This window comes from Microbacterium sp. Soil_C_42 (assembly GCF_057656735.1).
In genome coordinates, this window is sequence record NZ_JBDGJU010000014.1 from 39,566 (window position 1) to 64,483 (window position 24,918).

28 protein-coding genes are annotated in these 24,918 nt (G+C 69.8%); 7 read left to right on the plus strand and 21 right to left on the minus strand.

Annotated elements, in window-relative coordinates; genetic code table 11:
• Positions 1 to 36 precede the first annotated feature (36 nt).
• Positions 37 to 876, plus strand: coding sequence for a hypothetical protein (locus AC3A46_RS10445; protein WP_487665135.1), 840 nt, complete (start codon positions 37 to 39; stop codon positions 874 to 876).
• On the opposite strand, the gene AC3A46_RS10450 is transcribed toward AC3A46_RS10445, so the two are convergent.
• The gene (locus tag AC3A46_RS10450) at positions 873 to 1,607 is read right to left on the minus strand and encodes an endonuclease/exonuclease/phosphatase family protein (protein WP_487665136.1); all 735 of its coding nucleotides are present in this window, start codon (positions 1,605 to 1,607) and stop codon (positions 873 to 875) included. The two genes, AC3A46_RS10445 and AC3A46_RS10450, sit on opposite strands and share 4 nt — an antisense overlap.
• 148 nt (positions 1,608 to 1,755) lie before the next feature.
• On the opposite strand from AC3A46_RS10450, the gene AC3A46_RS10455 reads away from it, so the two are divergent.
• The 3 genes from AC3A46_RS10455 (at position 1,756) to AC3A46_RS10465 (ending at position 4,280) form a co-directional block, all read left to right on the plus strand.
• Positions 1,756 to 2,199: a hypothetical protein gene (locus AC3A46_RS10455; RefSeq protein WP_487665137.1), complete on the plus strand. Its 444-nt coding sequence runs from the start codon at positions 1,756 to 1,758 to the stop codon at positions 2,197 to 2,199.
• Between the two features lie 53 nt (positions 2,200 to 2,252).
• On the plus strand, positions 2,253 to 3,251 hold the full coding sequence (locus AC3A46_RS10460) for a glycoside hydrolase family 6 protein (protein ID WP_487665138.1): 999 nt from the start codon (positions 2,253 to 2,255) through the stop codon (positions 3,249 to 3,251).
• Positions 3,252 to 3,374: 123 nt separating this feature from the next.
• Positions 3,375 to 4,280, plus strand: a complete 906-nt coding sequence (locus AC3A46_RS10465; protein ID WP_487665139.1) for a response regulator transcription factor — start codon at positions 3,375 to 3,377, stop codon at positions 4,278 to 4,280.
• A gap of 184 nt (positions 4,281 to 4,464) precedes the next feature.
• Here AC3A46_RS10465 and AC3A46_RS10470 read toward each other — a convergent pair whose 3' ends face one another.
• Positions 4,465 to 5,940, minus strand: coding sequence for a glycosyltransferase family 2 protein (locus AC3A46_RS10470; RefSeq protein WP_487665140.1), 1,476 nt, complete (start codon positions 5,938 to 5,940; stop codon positions 4,465 to 4,467).
• A gap of 188 nt (positions 5,941 to 6,128) precedes the next feature.
• Between AC3A46_RS10470 and AC3A46_RS10475 the strand changes: the two genes are divergently transcribed.
• Together AC3A46_RS10475 and AC3A46_RS10480 are read left to right on the plus strand one after the other, a co-directional pair.
• Positions 6,129 to 7,811: an ATP-binding protein gene (locus AC3A46_RS10475; protein ID WP_487665141.1), complete on the plus strand. Its 1,683-nt coding sequence runs from the start codon at positions 6,129 to 6,131 to the stop codon at positions 7,809 to 7,811.
• A complete protein-coding gene (locus AC3A46_RS10480; protein ID WP_487665142.1) occupies positions 7,808 to 8,983 on the plus strand; it encodes a hypothetical protein in 1,176 nt (391 codons plus the stop codon). Before AC3A46_RS10475 ends, AC3A46_RS10480 begins: the two co-directional genes overlap by 4 nt.
• Here the strand turns inward: AC3A46_RS10480 and AC3A46_RS10485 are convergent.
• The gene (locus AC3A46_RS10485) at positions 8,961 to 9,557 is read right to left on the minus strand and encodes a hypothetical protein (RefSeq protein ID WP_487665143.1); all 597 of its coding nucleotides are present in this window, start codon (positions 9,555 to 9,557) and stop codon (positions 8,961 to 8,963) included. The two genes, AC3A46_RS10480 and AC3A46_RS10485, sit on opposite strands and share 23 nt — an antisense overlap.
• 51 nt (positions 9,558 to 9,608) lie before the next feature.
• The gene (gene truA / locus AC3A46_RS10490) at positions 9,609 to 10,469 is read right to left on the minus strand and encodes a tRNA pseudouridine(38-40) synthase TruA (protein ID WP_487665144.1); all 861 of its coding nucleotides are present in this window, start codon (positions 10,467 to 10,469) and stop codon (positions 9,609 to 9,611) included.
• Positions 10,470 to 10,589: 120 nt separating this feature from the next.
• On the opposite strand from truA, the gene AC3A46_RS10495 reads away from it, so the two are divergent.
• The gene (locus AC3A46_RS10495) at positions 10,590 to 12,494 is read left to right on the plus strand and encodes an acyltransferase family protein (RefSeq protein WP_487665145.1); all 1,905 of its coding nucleotides are present in this window, start codon (positions 10,590 to 10,592) and stop codon (positions 12,492 to 12,494) included.
• Positions 12,495 to 12,621: 127 nt separating this feature from the next.
• On the opposite strand, the gene rplQ is transcribed toward AC3A46_RS10495, so the two are convergent.
• The 17 genes from rplQ to rpsH form a co-directional block, all read right to left on the minus strand.
• Positions 12,622 to 13,170, minus strand: a complete 549-nt coding sequence (gene rplQ, locus AC3A46_RS10500; RefSeq protein ID WP_487665146.1) for a 50S ribosomal protein L17 — start codon at positions 13,168 to 13,170, stop codon at positions 12,622 to 12,624.
• A 64-nt stretch (positions 13,171 to 13,234) separates the two neighbouring features.
• Positions 13,235 to 14,224 carry a DNA-directed RNA polymerase subunit alpha gene (locus tag AC3A46_RS10505; protein WP_056371361.1) on the minus strand — a complete coding sequence of 330 codons (990 nt, stop codon included), beginning with the start codon at positions 14,222 to 14,224 and terminating at the stop codon, positions 13,235 to 13,237.
• 166 nt (positions 14,225 to 14,390) lie between these two features.
• Positions 14,391 to 14,789, minus strand: a complete 399-nt coding sequence (gene rpsK, locus AC3A46_RS10510; RefSeq protein ID WP_018171470.1) for a 30S ribosomal protein S11 — start codon at positions 14,787 to 14,789, stop codon at positions 14,391 to 14,393.
• A gap of 34 nt (positions 14,790 to 14,823) precedes the next feature.
• Complete coding sequence (gene rpsM / locus AC3A46_RS10515; RefSeq protein WP_056371363.1) at positions 14,824 to 15,198, minus strand: 30S ribosomal protein S13; 375 nt, start codon at positions 15,196 to 15,198, stop codon at positions 14,824 to 14,826.
• A 216-nt stretch (positions 15,199 to 15,414) separates the two neighbouring features.
• Positions 15,415 to 15,531, minus strand: coding sequence for a 50S ribosomal protein L36 (gene rpmJ / locus AC3A46_RS10520; protein ID WP_005050492.1), 117 nt, complete (start codon positions 15,529 to 15,531; stop codon positions 15,415 to 15,417).
• Positions 15,532 to 15,595: 64 nt separating this feature from the next.
• The gene (infA, locus tag AC3A46_RS10525; protein ID WP_018171468.1) at positions 15,596 to 15,817 is read right to left on the minus strand and encodes a translation initiation factor IF-1; all 222 of its coding nucleotides are present in this window, start codon (positions 15,815 to 15,817) and stop codon (positions 15,596 to 15,598) included.
• 150 nt (positions 15,818 to 15,967) lie between these two features.
• On the minus strand, positions 15,968 to 18,202 hold the full coding sequence (locus tag AC3A46_RS10530; protein ID WP_487665147.1) for a choice-of-anchor A family protein: 2,235 nt from the start codon (positions 18,200 to 18,202) through the stop codon (positions 15,968 to 15,970).
• 193 nt (positions 18,203 to 18,395) lie between these two features.
• A complete protein-coding gene (locus AC3A46_RS10535; protein ID WP_487665148.1) occupies positions 18,396 to 19,094 on the minus strand; it encodes a DsbA family protein in 699 nt (232 codons plus the stop codon).
• Between the two features lie 10 nt (positions 19,095 to 19,104).
• The gene (map, locus tag AC3A46_RS10540) at positions 19,105 to 19,962 is read right to left on the minus strand and encodes a type I methionyl aminopeptidase (protein WP_487665149.1); all 858 of its coding nucleotides are present in this window, start codon (positions 19,960 to 19,962) and stop codon (positions 19,105 to 19,107) included.
• Between the two features lie 4 nt (positions 19,963 to 19,966).
• Positions 19,967 to 20,560: an adenylate kinase gene (locus AC3A46_RS10545; protein ID WP_487665150.1), complete on the minus strand. Its 594-nt coding sequence runs from the start codon at positions 20,558 to 20,560 to the stop codon at positions 19,967 to 19,969.
• Positions 20,557 to 21,879, minus strand: coding sequence for a preprotein translocase subunit SecY (gene secY, locus AC3A46_RS10550; protein WP_045301508.1), 1,323 nt, complete (start codon positions 21,877 to 21,879; stop codon positions 20,557 to 20,559). The genes AC3A46_RS10545 and secY overlap by 4 nt, the downstream gene beginning before the upstream one ends.
• 98 nt (positions 21,880 to 21,977) lie before the next feature.
• The gene (gene rplO, locus AC3A46_RS10555) at positions 21,978 to 22,604 is read right to left on the minus strand and encodes a 50S ribosomal protein L15 (protein ID WP_487665151.1); all 627 of its coding nucleotides are present in this window, start codon (positions 22,602 to 22,604) and stop codon (positions 21,978 to 21,980) included.
• Positions 22,604 to 22,789: a 50S ribosomal protein L30 gene (gene rpmD / locus AC3A46_RS10560; RefSeq protein WP_018171461.1), complete on the minus strand. Its 186-nt coding sequence runs from the start codon at positions 22,787 to 22,789 to the stop codon at positions 22,604 to 22,606. The genes rplO and rpmD overlap by 1 nt, the downstream gene beginning before the upstream one ends.
• Positions 22,789 to 23,481, minus strand: a complete 693-nt coding sequence (rpsE, locus tag AC3A46_RS10565) for a 30S ribosomal protein S5 (protein ID WP_056371379.1) — start codon at positions 23,479 to 23,481, stop codon at positions 22,789 to 22,791. Before rpsE ends, rpmD begins: the two co-directional genes overlap by 1 nt.
• A complete protein-coding gene (gene rplR, locus AC3A46_RS10570; RefSeq protein WP_056371381.1) occupies positions 23,478 to 23,837 on the minus strand; it encodes a 50S ribosomal protein L18 in 360 nt (119 codons plus the stop codon). Before rplR ends, rpsE begins: the two co-directional genes overlap by 4 nt.
• 2 nt (positions 23,838 to 23,839) lie before the next feature.
• Positions 23,840 to 24,376, minus strand: coding sequence for a 50S ribosomal protein L6 (gene rplF, locus AC3A46_RS10575; protein WP_487665152.1), 537 nt, complete (start codon positions 24,374 to 24,376; stop codon positions 23,840 to 23,842).
• A gap of 6 nt (positions 24,377 to 24,382) precedes the next feature.
• Positions 24,383 to 24,781 carry a 30S ribosomal protein S8 gene (gene rpsH / locus AC3A46_RS10580; RefSeq protein ID WP_045301501.1) on the minus strand — a complete coding sequence of 133 codons (399 nt, stop codon included), beginning with the start codon at positions 24,779 to 24,781 and terminating at the stop codon, positions 24,383 to 24,385.
• Between the last annotated feature and the right edge of the window lie 137 nt (positions 24,782 to 24,918).

The window sequence follows — 24,918 nt, forward strand, 5'->3', positions numbered from 1 at the left end:
GCGCCGCCGTCGGGGCCGACCGCTATCGTGATCGCCATGGTCTCCGCTGCGTCGACGTCGCTCGAGCGCACCTACCGCTACCTGCGCATCGGGCTGGCCGGCACCGTCATCGCGATCTTCGTCGCCATCGGCCAGGCGGCGACGACGTACGGCTGGCTCACGTCCATCAGCGACTACTTCTACACCCCGGCACGCGACGTGTTCGTCGGGGCGCTGATCGCGGTCTCCCTCGCACTGTTCGCCCTGTCGGGGCGCGGAGCGGAGCGGGCTCTCCTCGATGCCGCCGCACTGTTCGCGCCGCTCATCGCCCTGGTGCCGACGACTCTCGCACCCGGCACCGTGCCCGGCGTCGACGTCCCGCGCACGGGACGCTGCTTCCCGCCCGCGTACGAGGCCGACGTCGCGAACGGCGTCGTCGTCTACCTCGTGCTCGGGATGCTGCTGCTCCTCGTCGCGCTGCTGCTCGGTGCGCTCGGCCAGGTCTCGCTCGCGGCGGTGTGGCCGTCGCTGCTGATCGCGGCCGTCGTGCTCGCCGTCACGGGGCTCACGTGGGCATTCGCGCGAGACGCGTTCCTGCAGAACGCGCATTTCGTCGCGACGACGGCCTTCTTCGCGCTGTTCGCGGCGGTCGCCGTGCGCAGCGCGTTCCCCCGGCAGGGCCCGCCGCCGGCCCCGGTGTTCCGCGTGCTCTACACCGCGATCGCGCTGGGACTCGTGCTGGTGCTCGTGGCGTATGTCGCGCTGCTGCCGCAGGCGAGCGGCTCCGCCGTCCCCATCGTCCTCATCGTCGAAGCGATCGCCCTCGCGCTGTTCTTCGTGTTCTGGGTGGTGCAAGGGATCGAGAAGTGGAGCGACCCCGACCCGTCGCTTCTCTAAGCGGCGCCGCTGTCCGCCGCGGCCGTCTCGGGATCGGCGATCCCGACCTCGCGGCGCACGCCGGCAGCGGGATGCGCGGTCACGAGGATCGGCAGGTGGTCGCTGAGTCCCTGCGGCAGCGTCCGCACGCGGTCGATCTCGAAGCCGATCGAGGTCGCGAAGTCGTAGTGGCCGCGGAAGAAGCGGTAGCGCGTGTACGTGCGCGAGTCCGACAGATTCAGCTCGTACCCCTGCTCGCGGATGTGCTGGCCCAGCCGCTCCTTGAACACCGGGTAGTTGTAGTCGCCGACCATGAGCGCCGGCAGCCCCTCGCCGAGCTGCTGCAGCTCGCCGAGCGCCGTGCGGATCTGGTGGCGGCGCAGGGAGTTCAGCGCCGTGAGCGGCGCGGCGTGGAACGAGGCCACGATGAGGTCGGTGTTCTCGTCGATGTCGTGCAGGCGTACGCCGAGCAGCCGCTCCTCCGCGGGCTTGAGCACGCGGTCGTGCAGCGACTTCTTCAGCGCCAGCGCCCGCACCTCGACCGCGCGGTAGGTGTTCTCGCGGTAGTACACGGCGAGCCCGAGGCGATTGCGCTGCGTGGAGTCCGCGAGCCGCAGCCCCGAGATCTCGTCGGGGATGTCGGACGTGTCCGCTTCCTGCAGGCACAGCACGTCGGCGCCATGGCGCTCCACCAGGTGGGCGAGCTCCCCCGCAGCCCGGTGCTTGCGCAGGTTGTACGAGATGACCTTCATGACGACCACAGCCTATTCCGCCGACGTGGCGAGCGGATGGCCTTGACAGGAAGCTCGTATGTACGAAAACCGGATGCTGCTGCTCTTCAGTGGTGTGCCGGTTCACGGCATCCGAGCGTGAACCCGCACCCCGATCCTGGAGGAACCCATGACCGCTGCATCCCCGAAGACCGTCCGTGCCGAGCTCGCCGACGCTCTCGACGCGAGCCGCCTCGCCCGTGAGACCGCGGAGCGCGAGCTGCACCGCAGCATCGCACTGCGCTCCCGCGCCGCCGAGGCCCTCGAGCGCACCGCGCGGCGAGCCGGGCTCGACGAGTCCGAGCGCGAGCGCCTGCGGGCCGAGTACGCCGCCGCCGACCGCGTCGTCGCCGAGCGCCGCGCGGCCGCCGTGAAGGCGCAGGAGTTCGAGCGCGCCGCATCCGTCGTCGCGAGTGCTTTCGAGGCCGAGGCGACGTCGGCGAGTCCGCTGGCGGCCGCCCTGCTGCAGCTCGTCGGGTCGAAGCGCGGCAGCACCACCCGCCGTGGCGCGCTCGCGACCGGACGCACCGCATCCACCCCGCGCGTACGGAGTCCCCGCCCGCGCACGGCCTGAGCACGACACGCCGCGGCACGTCGCCGCGGTGGAGGTCTCGTAGGCTCGCCTTCGTGCCCACTTCGCGACGGACCATCACGATCCTGGCGATCACGGGCGTGGTCGCGGTCGTCGCCGTCGTCGCCGCCGTCGCCCTCCTGCGAGGCCAGTCGCCCGAGGCGCCCGCCCGCGGCACGAAGATCGTCGCCTCCGGCCTCTCGACGGCGACGGATGCTGCGACCCGCGCCGCCGACGGCAGTCCCGAGCAGGCCGCGGCGAGGTATCTGAGCGAACAGCCCACGGCCGTCTGGCTCACGCCGGAGGGCGAACCCGTCGGCGTGGTGGGCGAGCGCATCGCGGGCCTCGCCGCGGAGGCGCGCGACCAATCCGCGCGTGTCGCGGTCGTCGTGTACGGCCTGCCCGAGCGCGACTGCGGCGGGCACTCCGCCGGCGGCCTCGACGGCGACGCGTACCTCGAGTGGACGCGCGCGATCGGCGACGCCTTGGGCGACGCCGCCGACACGTCACCGATCGTGATCCTCGAACCCGACAGCCTCGCCCTCGCGCCCGAGTGCGGAAACGCCGGCGAGCGGGTCGAGCAGCTGAGCGCGGCGGTCGAGGCGCTCGCCGCCGAGAGCACCTGGATCTACGTCGACGGCGGCCACTCGAACTGGCTGGCCCCGGCGGAGATGGCCGACCTCATCGACCGCGTCGACCGCGCGACCCGCGGCGACGGAGACCGAGGCATCCGTGGCTTCGTCACCAACGTGTCGAACTTCGAGGCGACCGACGACGAGGTGGACTACGCCCACGACGTCGCGGGACGCCTCGACGGGCTTCACGCGATCATCGACACCGGCCGCAACGGCGCGGGCTCGAACGGCGAGTGGTGCAATCCGCCCGGGCGTCTCGTCGGCGAACCCGGCGGCACGGTCGGCGACGACGTCGTCGACACGAACCTGTGGATCAAGCCGCCGGGTGAGAGCGACGGCGACTGCAACGGCGGCCCGGCGGCCGGACAGTGGTGGCCGGAGGCCGCCGTCGAGCTCACCCGCGACGTCATGACGGATTGAGCTCCGACCAGGCCTTCCCGGGGTTGTGTAGCATCGGGAGTACTTTGCGCATGCGTCGGGGGCCGCGGCTGGGGTCGGTAATCGGCGCATGTCCGGTTCCACCGTCCCAGAGAGCACGCACGCATGAGCACCCCTTCTGACGAGCTGAAGACAGCGGTCATCATCGAGGACGACAAGGAGATCCGCCACGTCCTGGCCGAGGTCCTCGAGTCGTCGGGGTTCTCCACGGTCTCGGTCGGCAACGGCATCGACGGCGTGCGGGCGGTGCTCACCTACCAGCCGGTACTGACCACGATCGACGTCAACATGCCCGGCATCGACGGCATCGAGGCGGCCAAGCGCATCCGCGCCCAGTCCGACACGTACATCATCATGCTCACCGGCATGAACGATGAAGCCGATGTGATCGCCGGGCTCGGCGCCGGCGCCGACGACTACCTCCTCAAGCCCTTCCGGCCGCGCGAGCTCCGCGCTCGCGTCGAGGCGCTCATGCGGCGGCGGACCACCGACGTGGAGCGCGCCGTCGCAGCGCCCGCCGCGCCCTCGCAGGGGAGCGTCGGCCCGTCGTTCCCCGGCACGCGGCCGACCACCACCGCGACGCCCACCGCACCCGCGATCGAGGACCGCGACCTCACGACACCCGCGACCGTGATCGTGCCGGCGGGCGCAGCATCCGTCCCCGCCGTCGTCGATGCGGACGGCGAATGGCTGACGCACCGCGACCTGCGGCTGCACCCCGAGAACCGCATCGTTCTCATCGGCCGTGAGGAGCTCGACCTCACGCGCACCGAGTTCGACCTGCTCGCGACCCTGCTCGAGTCGAAGCGGCGCGTGCGCAGCAAGGCCGACCTCACCCTGGTGCTGCGGGGCGAGTCCTACGTGACGAGCTACTTCGTCGGCGATGCCGACAAGCGTGCGGTCGAAGCGCACATGACGAACCTGCGACGCAAGCTCGGCGAGAGCGCCGCCAACCCGCGCTACATCGAGACGGTGCGCGGCGTCGGATACCGGCTGACCTCGGAGGGCTGACACCCTCGCGGAGGACCGACGGCGGCGGAGGCATCCCCTCTGCCCCAGACAGAGCGGATGCCTCCGCCGTGCGATGTCGGTGAGGGTGCCCGCCTCTCCCCCAGGCGGGCCCCTCACCTCCTCCCCCGCGCCGTGCTCCCCAGCCCCGGCGCTCTCCCCAGTTCCGACCCGATTCGGGTTCGGGTCAGACCTTGTATCCGTGCTGACGACGGATGAGCTTGAAGAACATGGACAGCGTCTGCAGCACCGTGACGACGCCGACGATCGGCCAGCCGATCCACAGGACCGTGGACTGCACCATCACGGGCAGCATCATCCAGATCGCGACCATCGCGGCGATGACCCCGACCGCGAGGATGAGCGGCGTCCAGTGGCCGAAGCCGCCGCCGCGCTCGGCCTTGGCCTGCATCGCCCAGTTGTCGACCTTCTTGCGCGACAGGAATCGCGTCCATGACCGCACGAAGTGGCTGCAGCGGATCCACATGTAGATCTCGGCGGGCACCAGCGTGAGGCCGAAGAGCACATCCCGCGTGTTGCGGTTGTGCATCGTGAGCGCCATGCGGGTGTTGAGCGCGATGGCGACCACCGGCGGGATGAGCCACCAGTACGAGAAGACGAACGCGCCGATCGACAGCGACGCCGCGAGCAGCGTGACGAACGCGATGCGCACGAACATGTTCATGAGCATGTCGAAGTGCTCGAGCCAGCGGACGCGCAGGTTCGGGTGGAACGGCTGCCCTTTGGTGTCGCCGCGCTGGCCGGGCCACATGAGCTCGATGGCGCCGTAGGTCCACTTGACCTGCTGCGCGTCGAGCGCGCGGAGGGTCGTCATGCCGCCGACATCGGCCCGGGCGAACGGGCTGATCTTGGTGAGGTAGCCGGCGCTCTTGATCTGCAGCGAGAGCAGCGAGTCCTCGACCTCGGAGTCCTTCACCCACGGCGTCGACTGGTGGTTCTCCTTCATGACGTCGCGCAGGGCGTGCGTCGAGAAGATCGAGAACTGCCCGCCGAGCACCGCCATGTTGCGGCCGCGCAGCAGGTTGTGCAGGTTGAACGCCGCGAACTGCGAGCGCTGGCCGGTCGTGAGGAACTTCGCGAGAGCCCCCTTGATCGGCTTGTCGTCGATCGAGTAGATCGCCGAGATGCCGCCGATGCGGGTGTCGCTGGTCGCCTCGGCCTCGAGGTATTCGACCGCCTTCGCGTCCGCGACCGTGTCGCCGTCGACGCCGAGCAGGTAGTCGTAGCCCTCGACGAGCGTGTAGCCGTAGTTGAGCGCGCCGACCTTCTTGTCGGGGTTCTTGCCGATGTCGTGGACGAACACCTCGGTGAACTGCTCGCCGAGCTCGGTGACGACCTCGTGCGGGCCGGCGTACTGCGACGCGATCTTGACGGTGGCGTCGGAGGTGTTGTTGACGACGACGTGGATCACGTCGGGCACGCGGGTCTGACCGAGCAGCGACTCGATCACCTGGGCGATCGACTCCTCCTCGTTGTACGCCGGGATGACGCAGCCGATGGTCGAGCGGTGCACCGAGGTGTCGTCGAGGACGGCCTCGAAGTCGTCGGCGAATCCGTGAACGGTCGTGACATCCTCCAGCGCAGCGGCCGGCTCCGCGCGGTGCGTGCGCTGGCTGCGGGTGAGGGGGACGATCTCGGTCACGTTCGTCGCCTTTCGGATCCTCGGCCGGTGTCTCCGGCACATGAAGAGCTTCTCCCACCGACCGCAAGGCCCCTTCGAGAGACCGCGAACGCCACCGCAAGGTTTGCGCAAGGCATCCGCAAGAGAGCGTTTGCCGGCTGTCGGCTCGGCGCCGAAATGCCAGGTGGCCGGGTCAATAGAATCGGCCTATGGCTACCGGGGCTGCACGATCGACCTTCGTCGTGAGCGCGCCCGACAGCCGCACCCGGTCGATCTGGCTCACGCAGCTCGTGCTCGCAGCGTCCGTGCTCATCACCGCGATCCTCGTGATGGCGCTGCAGCCCGAGATGTTCGGCCGCTGGAACTTCCTGCTCGGCACGCTCCTCGTCGTCATCCTCACGCTGGCGACCCTGGCTCTGCCGTGGTCGCGCCTGCCCGCATGGGCTGTGCTCGCGGTGCCGTTCGCCGACGCGATCGCCATCGGCCTGATGTCGAGCGGGACCGAGCTGCGCCTGGGCTACCTCTGGGCGTTCCCGGTGATGTGGGTCGCGATGCATTTCCGCACGATCGCCCTCGCCGCGATGCTCGCGATGATCGGACTCATCCTCCTCGTCGACTCCGCGATCGCATCCAGCAATCTCGCGGCGCTGCGGGTGTTCGTCGTCCTGCTGTCGCTGACCTTCATCGGCATCACCGCCCATCTCGCCCTCCGGCGCACTCGCGCGCTGCGACACCTGCTGCGACGTCAGGCGGCGCGTCTCACCGCGACCTACACGCGCCGCGCCGATCAGGAGCGCCGCACCAGCGAGATCCTCAACGGCGTCGACACCGGCATCGCGCGCATCTCCGAGGACGGGTCCGTGCTCGCCGTCAACGACGCGTACTCGCGCCTGTACGGGCTCGACCCGCTCGACCCGACGCTGCCCGCCCGCTCGGTCGAGTACACCGGGCGGCGCGGCATGCCCGTGCCGTTCTCCGAGCGGCCCTTCGCACGCGCGGCACGCGGAGAGACCTTCACGGATGCCTCGGTCTGGCTGTTCACCGCGGACGGCGAGTGGCGTGCGCTCTCGGTGACCGCCAAGCGCCTCGCCGCCGGCGGAGACGAGGGATCCAGCATCCTTCTCCTCGTCCACGACGTGACGGCCCTCACCTACGCGCAGCGCGAGCGGGAGCGGTTCACCGCGATGGCGTCGCACGAGCTGAAGCACCCCCTCACTGTGATGATCGGCAATGCGGAGCTCGCCCTCGAACTCGACGACCTCACCCCGCGCACGCGCGAGCGGTTCGAGTCGATCGTGGCGGCGAGCGACCGCATGCTGACGATGGTCCAGAGCCTGGGGACGACCTCGAAGCGCGGCTTCACGGCCCGCGACGAAGTCGACGACATCGACCTGCGCCAGATCCTGCTCGAATCGGTCGCCTCGTTCCGCCCGACCGCGGTCTCGGGCGACATCTCGATCGACGTGCGCGCCGATGAGGCCCTTCCGATCACGGCCGACGGTTTCCGGCTCCGGCAGGTCGTCGACAACGTCGTGAGCAACGCGATCAAATACACCCCGCGCGACGGCCGCGTGCGCATCACCGGTGCCGTCGAGGACCACCACGTCGTGCTGTCGGTCGCCGACACCGGCATCGGCATCGCCGCGGACGACCTCCCGAACATCCTGACGCCGTACTTCCGCACCGAGGAGGCGAAGAAGAAGTCCGGCGGCACCGGGCTCGGACTCGGCATCACCAACGACATCGTGCTCGCCCACGGGGGCACCCTGTCGATCGACAGCGAGCCGGGCGCGGGCACGACCATCACGATCCGCCTGCCCCTGGCGGGCGAGCTGACCGAGGCTCCCGCCGCGCGGCAGGACGACCGGCGCGACACAGAAGGACGAGCATGACCGACCTCACCGCCGGAGCCGGCGTGGACCTCGGCATCGCCCAGGCGGTGATCACCACCCTGGCGACGATGCTCACCATCGGCATCGCGTTCCTCCTGCGGCCCGGACTGCCGACGCTCTACTGGAGCATCGCCTTCACCCTCGCGATGCTCGCCACCTACGGCGTCGTCGCGGGCGACGTCGCCGGCATCGAGCAGCTCCGTCGCGCATCGCTCGGCGCACTGATGGGCGCACCGGCATTCCTGTGGTCGGGCTTCCGCGCGGCATGGGGGCTGCGTCCGCACATCTGGGCGGGAGCGGCCATGGCCGCGGTGTCGGCGTTCTCGCTGGCGATCGTCGACGACCTGGCATGGTTCACCGTGGCGTACCGCACCGTCTTCTTCGCGGCATCCGTGTTCGCGGGCCTCTTCGTGCTCGATTGGGCGCGCGCCTCATCGCGGCGCCACGACCGCCTGCTGCTGCCGCTGGTGATCGTGTCGATCGCGTTCTTCGTCACCGGCGTCGGCATCTTGATCGCGGGCTTCGTCTACCCGCCGTCCGGTGGTGACGACTTCGCGCTCGTGCGGCTGATCTCGTCGGTCGGGATGCTGGTGTACGTGGCCTGCGCGCTGATCGCGGTGGTCGGCACCACCGCTCGCGACGGCGGGCTGGGCCGCACCGCAGCCGTCTCGACGGCGTGGCAGCAGTTCGAGCGGACCGCCGGCGACCGCCTCGCGCGGGCGCAGAAGACCTCGGAGCCGTGGTCGGTCGTCTATCTCGGGCTCGACGACGCCGCCGACATCCGCCAGACCGCGGGAGCCGCCGCGTTCGCGACCCTGTCGGAGCGGCTCGAGGACGAAGTGCGCGCCGCCTTCCCGGCCGAATCCGACGTCGGGTCGCCCTCTGCGGGCGCCGTCGTGGTGCTCGTGCCCCGACCCGACGCCGTGGTGCGCGATCTGCTGCGCACGACGCTCGAGCGCGTGACCCTCATCGACGTGCACGGCGCGCTTCCCATCCGGCCCACGGCGAGCGCCGGCTGGGCGCCGGTCTCGGTACTCGGCTACGACCTCGACACCCTCGTGTACACCGGCCGGGAGGCCGCGCGCGTCGCGAGCGGCAAGGGCGGCGACCGATGGGAGCGCGTCGGCGCCACCATCGTCAACCGCCTGATCAGCCAGTCAGAGCTACCGTGAGCGTGTCGGTCGCCGTCTGCTTGGCGTACTCGCTCGAGGTCGGCGTCGTCTGCACCAGGAAGTCGTAGCTGAACTGCAGCGTCACGTACGTCGCCTCGGCCGGCACCGGGCCGACGTTGAACGTCTGAGAGTAGCTGTACGGGTCCAGCACGAGGTAGCCGGGGCTCACCGTCGCGGCGTCGACCTGGGGCGGGAGGGCATCGAGCGCGCCCGTCGGCGTCGAGGGGATCGCCGTCATGGTCGCGCGCTGCAGGTACACCTTCTGGCCGTCGTTCGGTGTGACGGTCGTGATCAGCGAGATGCTGACGGGTTTGACCGCCTCGGCCGTCCACTTGTCCATCGACAGCGTCGACCAGTAGTCGATCGTCGCCGCGACGGCGCCGGCGGTGAGCTGGCGCTCGGTGGCACCGCCTGACAGGTCATTGGGCACGGGGGTCGGGACGGCGGTCGATGTGGGGGTCGGCGTACTCCCGCCGGCGCCCTCTTCCCACGGGGCGGGCCCGCAGCCGGCGAGCGCCGCCATGCCCACGAGCGAGATCGTCACGACACCGGCGAACCGGTTCCACCTGCGCATAGAACCCCCGAGTCGCGCCGGAAAACGTCCGGTCAGTCTAGCTGGGCGGTGTCACTCGCGGTCGCGCCGCGCGCGCGTCTGCTCTGCCCGCTGTGCGAGCAGATCGTCGGCCGGGTAGCCCACCTCGGTGAGCGTGAGCCCGCGCGCCGCGAGCACCTTGACCTCGGGCACGCGCTCCTGCGCGTCGCGGATGTCGACGACGTCGTCGACGTCGAGGCGCCCCTCGCCGACCGCGACGCACGCGCCGACGAGCGCGCGCACCATGCTGTGGCAGAACGCGTCGGCCTTGACGTTCGCGACCAGTACGCCGGCGTCGTCGCGGTGCCAGTCGAACTCGAGCAGCGTGCGGATCGTCGTGGCCTCTTCGCGCGGCTTGCAGTACGCGGCGAAGTCGTGGAGTCCGATGAGGGCGCGAGCGGCAGCATCCATCGCCTGCGCATCGAGGGATGCGCGCACCGAGGTGGTGCGATGGCGCTCGAGCGGGTCGTAGCCGGTCACGGTGTCGCCGATGCGGTACTCGTAGCGGCGCCAGACCGCCGAGAACCGCGCATCGAAGCCCTCGGGCGCGATGCGCGAGCCCGTGACCGCGACGTCGGAGTACGCACCCACCACGCCCGTCATGCGCGCAGCGAGCGCCGCGGCGCGATCTTCGGCGGTGGGGGCGCCGGCGCCCGGACGCGCGTGCCTGGCGAGCATGCGCTGCTGCTGCGCCTCGTCGAGGTCGACGTGAGCGGCCTGACCGGTGGCGTGCACCCCCGCATCGGTGCGGCCGGCGACCACGAGCCGGGGGTCGCCGCCGACGACGCGTGCGAGGGACGACTCGAGCGTCTCCTGCACCGTGCGCAGCCCGGGCTGACGCGCCCACCCGCGGAAATGCGTGCCGTCGTAGGCGATGTCGAGGCGGATCCGCACGGACTCCAGCCTACCGAGGCGCCCTCACCCGACGACGACGCAGCCCCGGGGCAGCGCCTCGCCGACCGTCGCGAGCGCCGCGTATGATTGCCGTTTCCCCTCCTTCGTTCGCGAGAACCCATGACGTCGACTGCGCCCTCCCTCACCCCGCCCTCCCGGTTCGCCGGGCTGGACGGCATGCGCGCGATCGCCGTCCTGCTCGTGGTCGTCTACCACCTGTTCCCGCCGGCGGTGCTCCCGGGCGGGTTCGTCGGGGTGGACGTCTTCTTCGTGATCAGCGGATTCCTCATCACGAGCCTGCTGCTGCGGGAGCAGGTCTCGACCGGACGGGTCGCCCTCGGCCGGTTCTGGCAGCGGCGCGCGCGGAGGTTGCTGCCGGCCCTCGCGGTGGTGGTCGTGGTGGGCTCGGCGCTGGCCTGGATGGTGGGCGGCGACGTTCTCGTCGACCTCGACGAGCAGGTGCTGGGCGCGGCGACCTTCAGCTACAACTGGGTCTCGCTCGCGGGCGGCGGCGGGTACTTCGCCGCGGCGGCGCCCGAGCTGTTCCGCAGCTTCTGGTCGCTCGCGGTCGAGGAGCAGTTCTATGTGCTCTGGCCGCTGATCTTCCCGCTGTTCCTTCTGCTGCCGCGGCCGTGGGCGCGCACAGCCGCGGCTTTCGCCCTCGCGGCCGCATCGGCCGCCTGGATGGGCGTCGTGGTCTCGGGCGGCGGCGACGTCACGCGCGCCTACTTCGGCACCGACACGCACGCGTTCGGCCTGCTGCTCGGCGTCGGCCTCGCGTTCCTGCCGGCACCACTCCCGCGCCTGCAGTGGGCCGTGTCGCGCGTGGCGCGGAACGTGACCGGCGTGACCGGCGTGCTCGCTCTCGGCGGCCTCGTCGCCCTCGCGATGCTGCCGCCGAGCTCCTCCCTCCTGACGTTCCCCGGCGCCCTCCTCGCCGCGAGCCTGCTCGGCGCCGTCGCGATCGTCGCGGGCGTGTGGCCCGGCTCATGGTTCGCACGCGCGATCGACGTGCGGCCGATGCGCTGGATCGGCGACCGCTCCTACGGCCTCTACCTGTGGCACTGGCCGCTGCTCGTACTCGCGGTCGCGGCCTTCGCGCCCGACGCGACGGTCGCCACCGCGCCGGTGTGGATCGGCCTGGGCGTGCTCGCGGCGACGGTCGCAGCATCCGCCCTGTCGTTCCGCTGCATCGAGACGCCCGTGCGCCGGCACGGGTTCCGCGCCTCGGGGCGCACGCTCGCCGCACGCCTTCGGGGCGGGCCCGGCGCACGGCTCCGCGCCGTCGGCGTCGCACTCAGCGGCGCGCTCGTGCTCGCCGGTGCGGGCACCGCCATCGCGGTCTCGCCCGACGAGACCCGCGCCGAGGCCGCCGTCGCGGCGGGTCGCGCCGCCCTCGAGAAGACGCTGCGCGAGGCCCCCGCGCCGATCGCCCCCACCCCTTCGGCGACGGATGCCGCCACCACCCCCGCCGACATCCCGGGCGACCAGATCACCGCCGTGGGCGACTCCGTCATGCTGGCGTCCGCCGGCGGTCTCGTGGAGCGCCTGCCGGGCATCGACGTCGACGCCGAGGTCTCGCGCTCCATGTGGGCCGGACCCGAGATCGTCGACGACCTCGACGCCACCGGCCGGCTGCGGCCGTACGTCGTCGTCGCCCTGGGCACGAACGGGGAGGTCGACCCCTCGACGCTGGAGCAGCTCGCCGAGACGGTCGGCCCGAAGCGGGGCCTCGTCCTCGTGAACGCGTACGCGCCCCGCGACTGGATCCCCGGTGTCAACGCCGAGCTCGCCGCGTTCGCCGAGGACCACCGCAACGTCATCGTCGCCGACTGGTCGGGCGCCATCGCGCCCCACCAGGACCTCCTCGCCGGCGACAGGATCCACCCCGGCGCCGCCGGCGGGCGCATCTTCGCCGACACCGTCGCGGCCGCCGTGGACGAGCTCGCCGACGAGCGCCGGGCCTACGCCGCGGACCGCGCCAACCGACTCGCCGAGATCCTCAGCGCCGACCTCACCCCCTGAACCCCCCTGAACCGGGCCCCCTGCACCGCGGCACGAGACGGGCACACGCAGCGAGGCCCGTCACCCAGGGGGTGACGGGCCTCGCGGTGCAAGGGGTGCCGGGCTGCTGCGCCCGGCGGGATCCGAATTACTCGGACTTCTCCTCGGCGGGGGCCTCGACGGCCTCCTCGGCGGCGGCCTCAGCGGCAGCGCCCTCCTCCTGCGACTCGGCGCCGGCCTCGGCGGCCTCGTCCGTGGCGGGGGTCTCCTCGGCGGGAGCCTCCTCGGTCGGAGCAGCCTTCGCGGCGGCGGCCTTCTTGGCCGACGGCTTCTTCGTCACGGGCTCGAGGACGAGCTCGATGACGGCCATGGGGGCGTTGTCGCCCTTGCGGTTGCCGACCTTCGTGATGCGGGTGTAGCCGCCCTCACGGTCCGCGACCAGCGGAGCGATCTCGGTGAACAGGACGTGCACGACTTCCTTGTCACCGATGACCGACAGCACGCGACGACGCGCGTGCAGGTCGCCGCGCTTCGCGAACGTGATGAGACGCTCGGCGAGCGGACGCAGGCGCTTCGCCTTGGTCTCGGTCGTCTTGATCGACTTGTGGGTGAACAGCGCGGCGGCCAGGTTCGCAAGCAGCAGGCGCTCGTGGGCGGGGCCGCCTCCGAGGCGGGGACCCTTGGTGGGCTTGGGCATTCTCAGTTACTCCAGGATGAAATTCGGTCAGGGGATACGGGATGCCGGGAGTCCCGGCATCCGATCACACGGTCTCGTCGTCGTAGCCGCCGTAGAAGTGCGCGCCGTCGAACCCGGGGACCGAGTCCTTCAGCGACAGGCCGAGCGAGATGAGCTTGTCGCGCACCTCGTCGACCGACTTCTGACCGAAGTTGCGGATGTTCATGAGCTGCGTCTCCGAGAGGGCGACGAGCTCCGACACGGTGTTGATGCCCTCGCGCTTGAGGCAGTTGTACGAACGCACCGACAGGTCGAGGTCCTCGATGGGCATCGACAGCTCGTTCGAGAGGACGGTCTCGACCGGCGCGGGGCCGATCTCGATGCCCTCGGCCTCGACGTTGAGCTCACGGGCCAGGCCGAAGAGCTCGGTCAGGGTGCGGCCGGCCGAAGCGACGGCGTCGCGCGGGGCGATCGAGGACTTGGTCTCGACGTCCAGCACGAGCTTGTCGAAGTCGGTGCGCTCACCGGCACGCGTCGCGTCGACGCGGTACGAGACCTTGAGGACCGGCGAGTAGATCGAGTCGATCGGGATCTGACCGGCCTCGGCGTACTCGTTGCGGTTCTGGGTCGCCGAGACGTAGCCGCGGCCGCGCTCGATGGTGAGCTCGAGCTCGAACTTGGCGGTGTCGTTCAGCGTCGCGATGACGAGCTCGGGGTTGTGCACCTCGACACCGGCGGGCGCGGAGATGTCGGCGGCGGTGACCTCACCGGCGCCGGTCTTGCGCAGGTACGCGGTGATGGGCTCGTCGCGCTCGCTGGAGACGACCAGCTGCTTGATGTTGAGGATGATCTCGGTGACATCCTCCTTGACACCGGGAATGGTGCTGAACTCGTGGAGGACGCCGTCGATGCGGATCGACGTCACGGCTGCGCCGGGGATGGACGACAGGAGGCTGCGACGCAGCGCGTTGCCGATCGTGTAACCGAAGCCGGGCTCCAGCGGCTCGATGACGAAACGGCTGCGGAACTCCCCGATCTTCTCCTCGGTCAGAGTGGGACGCTGTGCGATGAGCACTATGTGTTCCTTTCGATCACGTGCCCGCTATATGACACGTGCGGTGGGTGAGGTGTTGAGTTTTGCTCGGGATGCTGCGGCCGACGCGCGGGCGAGCGGTCGCGGCATCCGTGGGAAACGTGCCGGAGCCGGGGCACCGACCAGCGGCGCCCCGGCTTACGGGATGTCAGACGCGGCGGCGCTTGGGCGGACGGCAGCCGTTGTGGGCCTGCGGCGTCACGTCCTGGATCGAGCCGACCTCGAGGCCTGCGGCGGTCAGCGAACGGATCGCGGTCTCGCGGCCCGAGCCCGGGCCCTTCACGAACACGTCGACCTTCTTGACACCGTGCTCCTGCGCCTGGCGGGCAGCGGACTCCGCGGCCATGCCGGCGGCGTACGGCGTCGACTTGCGCGAGCCCTTGAAGCCCACGCCACCCGACGACGCCCAGCTGATGACGGCGCCCGACGGGTCGGTGATCGAGACGATCGTGTTGTTGAACGTCGACTTGATGTGGGCCTGGCCCAGCGCGATGTTCTTCTTCTCCTTGCGGCGCGGCTTGCGCGCGGCGGACTTGGCCTGTGCCATTGCTCTTGCTCTCCTAAACCCTGGGGGCCGCGCCTTAGCGCGCCTTCTTCTTGCCGGCGACGGTGCGCTTCGGGCCCTTGCGGGTACGGGCGTTCGTCTTCGTGCGCTGACCGCGCACCGGGAGGCCGCGGCGGTGGCGCAGGCCCTCGTAGGAACCGATCTCGACCTTGCGGCGGATGTCGGCGGCAACCTCACGACGGAGGTCACCCTCGACCTTGTAGTTGCCTTCGATGTAGTCGCGGAGCGCGACGAGCTGGTCGTCGCTGAGGTCCTTGACGCGGATGTTCTCGTCGATCTCCGTCGCGGCGAGGATCTCGTTCGAGCGGGTACGGCCGACGCCGTAGATGTACGTGAGGGCGATCACCACGCGCTTGTCGCGCGGGATGTCAACGCCGGCAAGACGTGCCATGCGATTCTCCTGAGAGTTGGTGGAGGTGTGGAGCAGTGTCGGTGCCCGGGCCCCCAGCCCGAGGTGTCCCCCGCTCGATGCGGGTTCTGACGCTGCCTGTAGTCGTATTCAGTTGTGGGCCTGCGTGCGTCGCGGGGTTTCGACTCGCTTCGCTCGCTCAACCTTGAGCCGATCGCGCATCAACGCTCGCTTGCGCTCGCATCGATCCGCATCGGCTCAACCCTGGCGCTGCTTGTGACGCGGGTTGCTCTTGCAGATCACCATGACGCGACCGTGGCGACGGATGACCTTGCAGTGGTCGCAGATGGGCTTGACGGAGGGGTTGACCTTCATGACTTCTTCTCTTCGCTGTCTTCACCGGGCAGGCCGGAGCCTGGGGTGTTACTTCTCGACCGGTCTAGCGGTAGCGGTAGACGATGCGCCCGCGGGTGAGGTCGTAGGGCGACAGCTCCACGACGACACGGTCCTCGGGAATGATGCGGATGTAGTTCTGCCGCATCTTGCCGGAGATCGTCGCGAGGACCTTGTGGCCGTTGCTGAGCTCAACGCGGAACATCGCGTTGGGCAGCGCCTCGGACACGACGCCCTCGATCTCGATGACACCGTCTTTCTTCGCCATACGCTCGCTAACACTTGTGCAGACCGGTAGATCTGCGGTGGATGGGATTCGGTGCGGCGACACGCCAATACAGGCGCAACGCACCAAAGATCAAGCATACGTGATAGTGGATGCCTCGGCAAATGACCGCGGTGCGGTCACGGCTCGCACTCAGGATCGCCGGCGACGCACCCCGGTGCTGAGCACCACCGCGGCTCCTCCGCCGAGCAGCGCCCCGCCCACCGCGACGGCCCACCACGGCACCGTGGTGCCGGTGGCCGGCAGCGCGCCGCCGCCGGTCGCGGGCGCGTCGGCGGTGAGCGTGTTGGTCACGGTCACGGTGACCCGGGTCTCGGCGTCTTCGACGACGAAGCTCGCCGGTGCGATCTCGACGTCACCCCATGTGCCGCCCGCCGGGTCCGCGGGCGCATCCTCCGTCACGCTGCAGGTCGCCCCCACGGCGATGTCGTCGACCGCGAAGGGCTCCGTCGTCGTAGCCGTCCACGAGCCGCCGGCGACCTCACTGCCCTCCGCCGTGCACGACCAGGTGCCGCCGAAGGAATCGTCGAAGCCGACGCCGTCCGGGTCGTCGACGACTTTGACGATGTCGAACCCGCCGAGTACCGGGTCGGGGACGAACGTGTTGGTGACCACGAACGTCAGCGGCTCCTGGGCGGACGCTGCCGTGATGGTCACGGATGGCGGATCGATGACCGGGGCCGACCAGCTGCCGCCGTCGGGATCGCTGGGCGCGATCTCGGCGACGGTGCATGTCGCGCCGACGAGCGCTTCGATCGGCTCCGTCGTCTGCCCCGCCTGCAGCGACCACTCGCCGTCGCCGACCGCCTCGCCGGCGAGAGTGCACGACCAGGTGCCGGTGAAGGCCGCATCCGGCGCGCCCTCGCCCTGAACGACCTTCTCGATCGTGAACGCACCGCGCACGAGCGCATTGCTGACGGCGAAGGTGAACTGCACGGGATCGTCCGAAGCCGGCACGACGAACTCCGGAGGCGACGGATCCCAGACCGGCGTCTGCCACAGGAGGTAGGTGGGAGCGAGCACCGGACCGACGAGCGCCAGCGGCGCGACCGCGCGGGCGCCGACGCCGATCGACTCCTGGATGACACAGGACGCGTCGACCGGCAGCCCGCCCACCACCACGGACTCGCCGGGTGCGACGTACCACTCCTTCACGACCTCGCCGCCGTCTTCAGGCAGCTCGCACACGACGGTGCCGTAGAACAGCACGCCGTCAGGGAGGAATGCAGCATCCTCGGGCGAGATCTCCTTGGCGATCGTGACCGATCCCGTCGCCAGCGGCTCGATCGGCTCAGGGATGCAGTCGAACGGCGGGTCGATCCACGGATAGTTGTGGTGCTCGTTGCCCACGCCGTCCATGACGATCGTGCCGTTCGTGTAGAGGCGGCCGTTGGTGCTCGCGGTCACGCGCAGCGCGGGCTGGTCGGCGGCAGGATCGGCCGCGGGCAGCAGGATGGAGCCGAGCACCTGCGACGGCCCGGCGACGTGCAGCGAGGTCGCGGAGACGAAGTTCCACAGGGTGCGCTGCGCCACGGTCCCGAAGTCCGCGGAGTCCGGGGCGTCGACACGGACGCCGTTGTCGCTGAAATAGTAGGGCGCCCAGGTCGCGGGGCCGGAGCCTGTCACATTGATCACGACGGACGCCCCGTCAGGGATGCCGGTGAAGTGGATCTCGGGATTGGCGGCGAGGTCGGCCGACGTGACCGTGAACACCTGCTGGGCGGCCACCCCGTCGCCGACGAAGTCGATCACGGTGAACGCCGGGGCCACCGTGCCGGTCGGAGCGAGCGCCGCGTACTCCGCCGACATCGTGGTGATCTCTGTGCCCCACGTCGACCAGTTCGCCGTCGCGTCCGCGCCGAGGTCCTGTGTGAGCGTGCCGTTGTTGAGCCGGTAGCGCGAGCCATCGGTCTCGTAGTCGGGAGTCGTGATGCCGCCGACGTCGACGTTGCCGCCGACGAGCTCGTTCTCGGCGTTGCGTGCGTTCGCGCCGACGTCGAGCACGGTGCCGGCGCCGACCGACACGTCGCCCCCGACCGCGAGCATGGTGTCGCCGGGAGTGGGGACCACACCCGACCCGACCCCGACCCAGCCGACGTTGAAGGTGCCGCCTGCCGACTTGGTGAAGTCGGCGTCGCCCTGCACCACCAGAAGGCCTTCGGCCTCCGCCGCGCCGGCCGCGGCGCGGAAGTCCTGCCCCGCGTAGATCGCGACGTTGTTGTCTGTCCAGATCGGGTTCGTGTTGCCCGGTCCCGGGATCGTGCCGGGTGGGCACTCCCCCACGGCGGCGACAGCAGCCGGCGGGTCCGCGAGCGGTGCGACCGCGACCACCCCGGCACCGGCCAGCGCGCCGATGGCGACAACCATCCCGATCCGACGAACACCTGTCTGCAGCATCCGCGCTTCTCCACTTCGCCCGTCAGTGCGACTCTATTGGCCCGGCGCCGACGTCGCACGGAATATTCGGCGCGCCGACGCGACCTCGTGGCGAGCCCGGGTCGGCGGACGTGATCGGGGGACGGATGCTGCGACCGCAGCATCCGTCCCCCGGGAGCTTCTTCTACTCGAAGAGCGTCGCGAGCGAGCCGGCGGGCGGCAGCGCCGAGTTCGCGATGACCTGGCCGTTGACCGTGATGGTCGGGGTGCCGATGCCGGAGGAGCCGGGTTGGATCGGAGTCTGCTCGGTCATCGTCGTCACGTAGCCGGCGTAGGTGCCGTCGTTGACGCACGAGTCGATGCCCGTGACGCCCACGCCCGAGGCGATGTCGAGGATCTCGTTGTTCGTGAGGCCCTTCGAACCTTCGGAGGGCTGGTTCTCGAACATCGCCTGCTGGAACGGCAGCGACGCGTCGGCGTCGGCGACGGCTACGCAGTAGGCGGCGTTCGCGGCGCGGGTCGAGTACTGGGTGCCGCTCGACTGGCCGTCGAGGATCGAGATCGGGTGGATCTCGAGTGTCATGCTGCCGTCGTCGACCATGCTCTGGATCTCGGCGCCGTAGACCTGCTCGAACTGGTTGCAGACGGGGCACATGAAGTCGACGTAGGTGCCGAGGGTGTCCTCGCCGGTGCCGACGACGATCGCGCCGGTCTCGCTGTCGATGTTCGACGCCGACGGCGTGTTCACCTCGGTCGGCAGGGGCTTGGGCGTCGCTGCGTTGTTCAGGGTGACCACGAGCACCGTGACGAGCACGAGCGCCACCACGACACCCAGGGTCACCCAGATCGCGAACCAGTTGGTCTTGCGTGACGTCTGTGCCATGGGGAGCCTCCTAGGCGATCTCGCGCGGGGTCACGCCGAAGGGCGCAAGGCCCGCGGCGCCGCCGTCGGGTGCGGTGAGCACCCAGATTCCGTCTTCGTGGACGGCGACGCTGTGCTCCCAGTGGGAGCCGGCGGTGCCGTCGATCGTGGAGACCGTCCATCCGTCGTCCTCGACGAACGTGGCCTGGTCGCCGATGACGACCATGGGCTCGATGGCGAGCACGAGTCCGGGCCGCACCTCGGGGCCCGGGTCGGCGACGCGGTAGTTGAACACCGAGGGCGACTCGTGCATCTTGCGCCCGATGCCGTGGCCGACGTACTCGCGCAGGATGCCGTACGTTCCGGCAGACCCGTCCGAAGAGCGCGGCGAGTTGGCTTCGATGTACTCCTCGATAGCCGTGCCGATCTCGCCGATGTGCTTCGCGGTCGCGAGCGCGGCGATGCCCGCCCACAGCGACCCCTCCGTCACGTCCGAAAGGTGCTGTCGCTGGGCGACCACCTCAGGACGGCTGTCGTCGGGCAGGACGAACGTGAACGCGGAGTCCCCGTTCCAGCCCTTGTACTCGGCGCCGGCATCGACGGACAGGATGTCGCCGGGCGCGAGCACCCGGTCGCCGGGGATGCCGTGGACGACCTCCTCGTTGACCGAGGCGCAGATGGTGTGGCGGTACCCGCGCACCATCTGGAAGTTGGACTTCGCGCCTCGGCCGGTGATGAGAGCGGATGCCGCGGCATCCAGCTCCGCCGTCGTCACGCCCGGCGCGATCAGGCTGCGGGCGGCGTCGAGCGCCGCTGCCGTGATGAGCCCGGGCTCCACCATCGCCCGCAGCTGGGCGGGCGACTTGTAGATCGAACGGCGGAGGGACACGGGATCAGGCAGCAGCGGTGCGACCGAGGCCGCGACCCTTGAGCGCCGCGATGATCCGGTCGGTGATCTCGTCGAGGGTGCCCACACCGTCGACCGGCACGACGAGGTCGCGCGTCTCGTAGACGCCGAGGATGGGCGCCGTCTCGCGCTCGTAGATCGCCAGGCGGTTCGCGATGACCTCTTCGGTGTCATCGCTGCGTCCCTGCTCGGCAGCACGGCCCGCGATGCGCGAGATGCTCTCCTCACGCGGCACATCGAGCAGGATCACGGCGTCCAGCTCCTCGTCGCGCCCCTCGAGGAACTCGTCGAGGTGCATGACCTGAGCCACGTTGCGCGGGTAGCCGTCGAGCAGGAAGCCGCCCTCGGCGTCACCCTGCGAGAGACGCTCGCGCACCACGGCGCTGGTCAGCTCGTCGGGGACCAGGTCGCCCGCCTCGATGATGGCCTTCACCTGGCTGCCGAGGTCCGAGCCATCGGCGACGGCGGCGCGGAACACGTCGCCGGTCGAGATGGCCGGGACGCCGAACGCCTCGGCGATGCGGATGCCCTGCGTGCCCTTGCCCGACCCCTGCGGGCCGACGATCAGAAGTCGCGTCATCGGAGGAGCCCTTCGTAGTGGCGCTGCTGCAGCTGCGCGTCGATCTGCTTCACCGTCTCGAGACCCACGCCGACGATGATCAGGATCGAGGCGCCGCCGAACGGGAAGTTCTGGTTGGCGCCGACCGTCGCGAGGGCGATGAGCGGCAGGAGCGCGATCAGACCGAGGTAGATCGAGCCCGGGAGGGTGATGCGCGTGAGCACGTAGTCCAGGTACTCCGCCGTGGGACGCCCGGCACGGATGCCGGGGATGAAGCCGCCGTACTTCTTCATGTTGTCGGCGACCTCGACCGGGTTGAACGTGATCGCCACGTAGAAGTACGTGAAGCCGACGATGAGGAGGAAGTACAGCGCCATGTACAGCGGGTGGTCGCCGCGCACGAGGTACAGCTGGATCCACGCTACCCAGGCCGGAACCTCTTCGCCCGCCTGCGGCTGGTTGAACTGCGCGATGAGCGCCGGGATGTACAGCAGCGAAGAGGCGAAGATGACGGGCACGACGCCGGCCATGTTGACCTTGATCGGGATGTACGTGTTCGTGCCGCCGTAGGTGCGGCGTCCGACCATGCGCTTGGCGTACTGGACCGGAATGCGGCGCTGCGACTGCTCGACGAAGACGACGAGCGCGACGACGACGATGCCGACGGCCAGGACGAGCAGGAAGACCTCGAAGCCCTTGGACTGCCAGATCGCCCACATCGAGGCGGGGAACGCGGCGGCGATCGAGGTGAAGATCAGCAGCGACATGCCGTTGCCGATGCCGCGCTCGGTGACGAGCTCGGCGAACCACATGATGAGGCCGGTGCCGGCGGTCATCGTGATGATCATGAGCAGCTGAGCCCACCACACGTCGTTCGTGAGGAGGTTCTCGCACTCGGGAACACCGGTGGTCCCGAAGAGCTGGCCGCTGCGGGCGACGGTGACGAGCGTGGTCGACTGGAGCAGTGCGAGCGCGATCGTGAGGTAGCGCGTGTACTGCGTGAGCTTGGCCTGGCCCGCCTGGCCCTCCTTGTAGAGGGTCTCGAAGTGCGGGATGACGACGCGCAGCAGCTGCACGATGATCGTCGCCGTGATGTACGGCATGACGCCGAGGGCGAAGATCGACAGCTGCAGGAGGGCGCCACCGGAGAAGAGGTTCACCAGCGAGAGGAGGCCCTCGGTGCCGGCGGACTGCCGCAGACACGACTGCACGTTCGGGAAGTCGACGAACGGCGCAGGAACATGCGCGCCGAAGCGGTACAGGGCGATGATCGCCAGGGTGAATGCGATCTTCCGCCGAAGGTCGGGGGTGCGGAAGATCCGCGCGATGGCGCTGAACAAGAGGATTCCTCCAGAGGGGGCGTCGGCACGCAGACGTACCGACGTCCAGGGTAACCCAGTGGGGGCCGGAGCAAGCTCCGGCCCCCACTGTGTGCGTATTACTTGACGGCGCCGCCCGCGGCGACGATCTTCTGCTCAGCCGAAGCCGAGACCTTGTCGACCGACACGTTGAGCTTCACCGAGATGTCGCCGGTGCCGAGCACCTTGACCTTCTCGTTCTTGCGCACTGCACCCTTGGCGACCAGGTCGCCGATGGTGACGTCGCCACCCGCGGGGTACAGCTCCGCGAGCTTGTCCAGGTTCACGACCTGGTACTCGACGCGGAACGGGTTCTTGAAGCCGCGGAGCTTCGGGGTGCGCATGTGCAGCGGCATCTGGCCACCCTCGAAGCCGACCTTGACCTGGTAGCGGGCCTTCGTACCCTTGGTACCGCGACCCGCCGTCTTGCCCTTCGAGCCCTCACCGCGACCGACACGGGTCTTCGCGGTGTTGGAGCCGGGGACCGGACGAAGGTGGTGCACCTTGAGCACGCCCGGGCGCGAAGCCGGAGCGTCCTTCTTGGGAGCAGCCTTCTTGGCCGGAGCCTTCTTGGCCGGAGCCTTCTCAGCCTTGTCCGCCTTGGCGGCGGACGCCTTGGCGGGGGCCTTCTTCTCGGCGGCAGCCTTGGGAGCAGCAGCCTTCTTCGGGGCCTTCTCGGCCTCGACGGCGTCGTTCTTCTCAGCCATCAGTCGATCTCCTCAACCTTCACGAGGTGTGCGACGGTCCGGACGTAGCCGCGCGTCTGCGCGTCGTCGGGGCGGACGACCGAGTCGCCGATCCGCTTCAGACCGAGCGAACGCAGCGTGTCACGCTGGTTCTGCTTCTCGCTCACCTTGGACTTGACCTGCGTAACCTTCAGGCGCGCAGCCATCAGACACCTGCCTTCGCAGCGGCCGCGGCCTCAGCCTCGGCACGGACGAGACGGGCGGGGGCGACCTGGTCGAAGTCGAGACCGCGACGCGCGGCGACCGCACGGGGCTCCTCGAGCTGCTTCAGGGCCTCCACCGTCGCGTGGACGATGTTGATCGTGTTCGACGAGCCGAGCGACTTCGACAGCACGTCGTGGATGCCGGCGCACTCGAGGACGGCACGCACCGGGCCACCGGCGATGACACCGGTACCGGCGGCGGCGGGGCGCAGCAGCACCACACCGGCAGCGGCCTCACCCTGCACGGGGTGCGGGATGGTCGAGCCGACGCGCGGCACGCGGAAGAAGTTGCGCTTGGCCTCTTCGACACCCTTCGAGATCGCCAGCGGCACCTCACGGGCCTTGCCGTAGCCGACGCCCACCACACCGTTGCCGTCGCCGACGACGACGAGCGCGGTGAAGCTGAAGCGACGACCACCCTTGACGACCTTCGACACGCGGTTGATGGTGACGACGCGCTCGAGGAACTGGCTCTCGTTGCGATCGCGACCACCGCGGTCACCGCGGGTCTGGTTGCGCTCGCGCCCACCGCGGCGCGGCTCGCGCTCGCGCTCGGCGGGAGCCGTCGCGGCGGCGTCGGCCGGAGCCTCGGCAGCAGCCTGCTCGGTCACGATGTTCTCCTTGTTGTCACTCACAGGTTCAGACCTCCCTCACGGGCGCCGTCGGCGATCGCCGCGACACGGCCGGCGTAGCGGTTGCCGCCACGGTCGAACACGACGTCCGAGACGCCGGCGGCCTTCGCGCGCTCGGCGACGAGTTCGCCGACCTTGCGGGCCTTGGCGGTCTTGTCACCGTCGAACGTGCGCAGACCGGTCTCGAGCGTCGAGGCCGATGCCACGGTGTGGCCCTTGCTGTCGTCCACGACCTGCACGAAGACGTGGCGGGCCGAACGGGTGACGACGAGGCGCGGACGCAGCTCGGTGCCGACGACCTTCTTGCGGAGGCGGGCATGACGGCGCGAACGCGCCTGGGTCTTTGTCTTGACAGCCATGGTTACTTACCACTCTTTCCGGCCTTGCGACGAACGACCTCGCCGGCATACCGCACACCCTTGCCCTTGTACGGCTCGGGCTTGCGGATCTTGCGGATGTTGGCGGCGACCTCGCCGACCGCCTGCTTGTCGATGCCGCTCACGGTGACCTTGTTGTTGCCCTCGACGGTCAGCGTGATGCCGGCGGGCGGGTCGACCAGCACCGGGTGCGAGAAGCCGAGGGCGAACTCGATCGAGCTGCCTTTCTGCGCGACGCGGTAACCCGTGCCGACGACCTCGAGACCCTTGGTGTAGCCCTGGGTGACACCGATGATGTTGTTGTTGATGAGCGTGCGGGTCAGGCCGTGCAGCGAACGCGAGGCGCGCTCGTCGTCGGGACGGGTCACGACGACCTGTGCCTCTTCGACCTTGACTTCGATGGGACGGGCCACGGTGAGCACGAGCTCGCCCTTGGGGCCCTTGACGGCGACATCCTGGCCATCGACCGAAACGGTCACGCCGGCGGGGATGTCGATCGGAAGACGACCGATTCTCGACATGTCAGATCACCACACGTAGGCGAGGACTTCCCCACCCACGCCCTTCTGCTCTGCCTGGCGGTCCGTGAGAAGACCGGAGGAGGTGGACAGGATCGCGACGCCGAGGCCGCCGAGGACGCGGGGGATCTCGGTCGACTTCGCGTACACGCGCAGGCCGGGCTTCGAGACGCGCTTGATGCCGGCGATCGACCGCTCGCGGTTCGGGCCGTACTTGAGCGTCAGGGTGAGGGTCGAGCCGACGCGGGCGTCGCTGACCTCCCACGCGGAGATGTAGCCCTCCTGCTTGAGGATCTCGGCGATGTGGGTCTTGAGCTTGGAGCTCGGCAGCGACACGGAGTCGTGGTGCGCCGAGTTCGCGTTGCGCAGACGGGTCAGCATGTCTGCGACCGGGTCTGTCATTGTCATTTCTTGATTCCTTTGTTCACGAGGTATCGGCAGGCGTTACACGCCGGACGACCTTCCATGATTGCCATGTTCAGTTATCGGATCCGGATGCCTCGACCCGCGCGCACGCGCCCGGGTCGAGGCATCCGATTCAGGAA

Coding starts and splice junctions, on each gene's coding strand:
- rpsH (WP_045301501.1), bottom strand. CDS start 24,781: ATGACAATGACAGACCCGGTCGCAGACATGCTGACCCGTCTGCGCAAC.
- AC3A46_RS10480 (WP_487665142.1), top strand. CDS start 7,808: ATGACCGACCTCACCGCCGGAGCCGGCGTGGACCTCGGCATCGCCCAG.
- rplR (WP_056371381.1), bottom strand. CDS start 23,837: ATGGCTGTCAAGACAAAGACCCAGGCGCGTTCGCGCCGTCATGCCCGC.
- rpsK (WP_018171470.1), bottom strand. CDS start 14,789: ATGGCACAGGCCAAGTCCGCCGCGCGCAAGCCGCGCCGCAAGGAGAAG.
- rplF (WP_487665152.1), bottom strand. CDS start 24,376: ATGTCGAGAATCGGTCGTCTTCCGATCGACATCCCCGCCGGCGTGACC.
- AC3A46_RS10530 (WP_487665147.1), bottom strand. CDS start 18,202: ATGGTTGTCGCCATCGGCGCGCTGGCCGGTGCCGGGGTGGTCGCGGTC.
- AC3A46_RS10485 (WP_487665143.1), bottom strand. CDS start 9,557: ATGCGCAGGTGGAACCGGTTCGCCGGTGTCGTGACGATCTCGCTCGTG.
- AC3A46_RS10450 (WP_487665136.1), bottom strand. CDS start 1,607: ATGAAGGTCATCTCGTACAACCTGCGCAAGCACCGGGCTGCGGGGGAG.
- rplQ (WP_487665146.1), bottom strand. CDS start 13,170: ATGCCCAAGCCCACCAAGGGTCCCCGCCTCGGAGGCGGCCCCGCCCAC.
- AC3A46_RS10445 (WP_487665135.1), top strand. CDS start 37: ATGGTCTCCGCTGCGTCGACGTCGCTCGAGCGCACCTACCGCTACCTG.
- rplO (WP_487665151.1), bottom strand. CDS start 22,604: ATGGCTGAGAAGAACGACGCCGTCGAGGCCGAGAAGGCCCCGAAGAAG.
- AC3A46_RS10545 (WP_487665150.1), bottom strand. CDS start 20,560: ATGACGCGACTTCTGATCGTCGGCCCGCAGGGGTCGGGCAAGGGCACG.
- AC3A46_RS10475 (WP_487665141.1), top strand. CDS start 6,129: ATGGCTACCGGGGCTGCACGATCGACCTTCGTCGTGAGCGCGCCCGAC.
- rpmJ (WP_005050492.1), bottom strand. CDS start 15,531: ATGAAGGTCAACCCCTCCGTCAAGCCCATCTGCGACCACTGCAAGGTC.
- AC3A46_RS10535 (WP_487665148.1), bottom strand. CDS start 19,094: ATGGCACAGACGTCACGCAAGACCAACTGGTTCGCGATCTGGGTGACC.
- rpsM (WP_056371363.1), bottom strand. CDS start 15,198: ATGGCACGTCTTGCCGGCGTTGACATCCCGCGCGACAAGCGCGTGGTG.
- AC3A46_RS10465 (WP_487665139.1), top strand. CDS start 3,375: ATGAGCACCCCTTCTGACGAGCTGAAGACAGCGGTCATCATCGAGGAC.
- rpmD (WP_018171461.1), bottom strand. CDS start 22,789: ATGGCTGCGCGCCTGAAGGTTACGCAGGTCAAGTCCAAGGTGAGCGAG.
- AC3A46_RS10455 (WP_487665137.1), top strand. CDS start 1,756: ATGACCGCTGCATCCCCGAAGACCGTCCGTGCCGAGCTCGCCGACGCT.
- AC3A46_RS10495 (WP_487665145.1), top strand. CDS start 10,590: ATGACGTCGACTGCGCCCTCCCTCACCCCGCCCTCCCGGTTCGCCGGG.
- infA (WP_018171468.1), bottom strand. CDS start 15,817: ATGGCGAAGAAAGACGGTGTCATCGAGATCGAGGGCGTCGTGTCCGAG.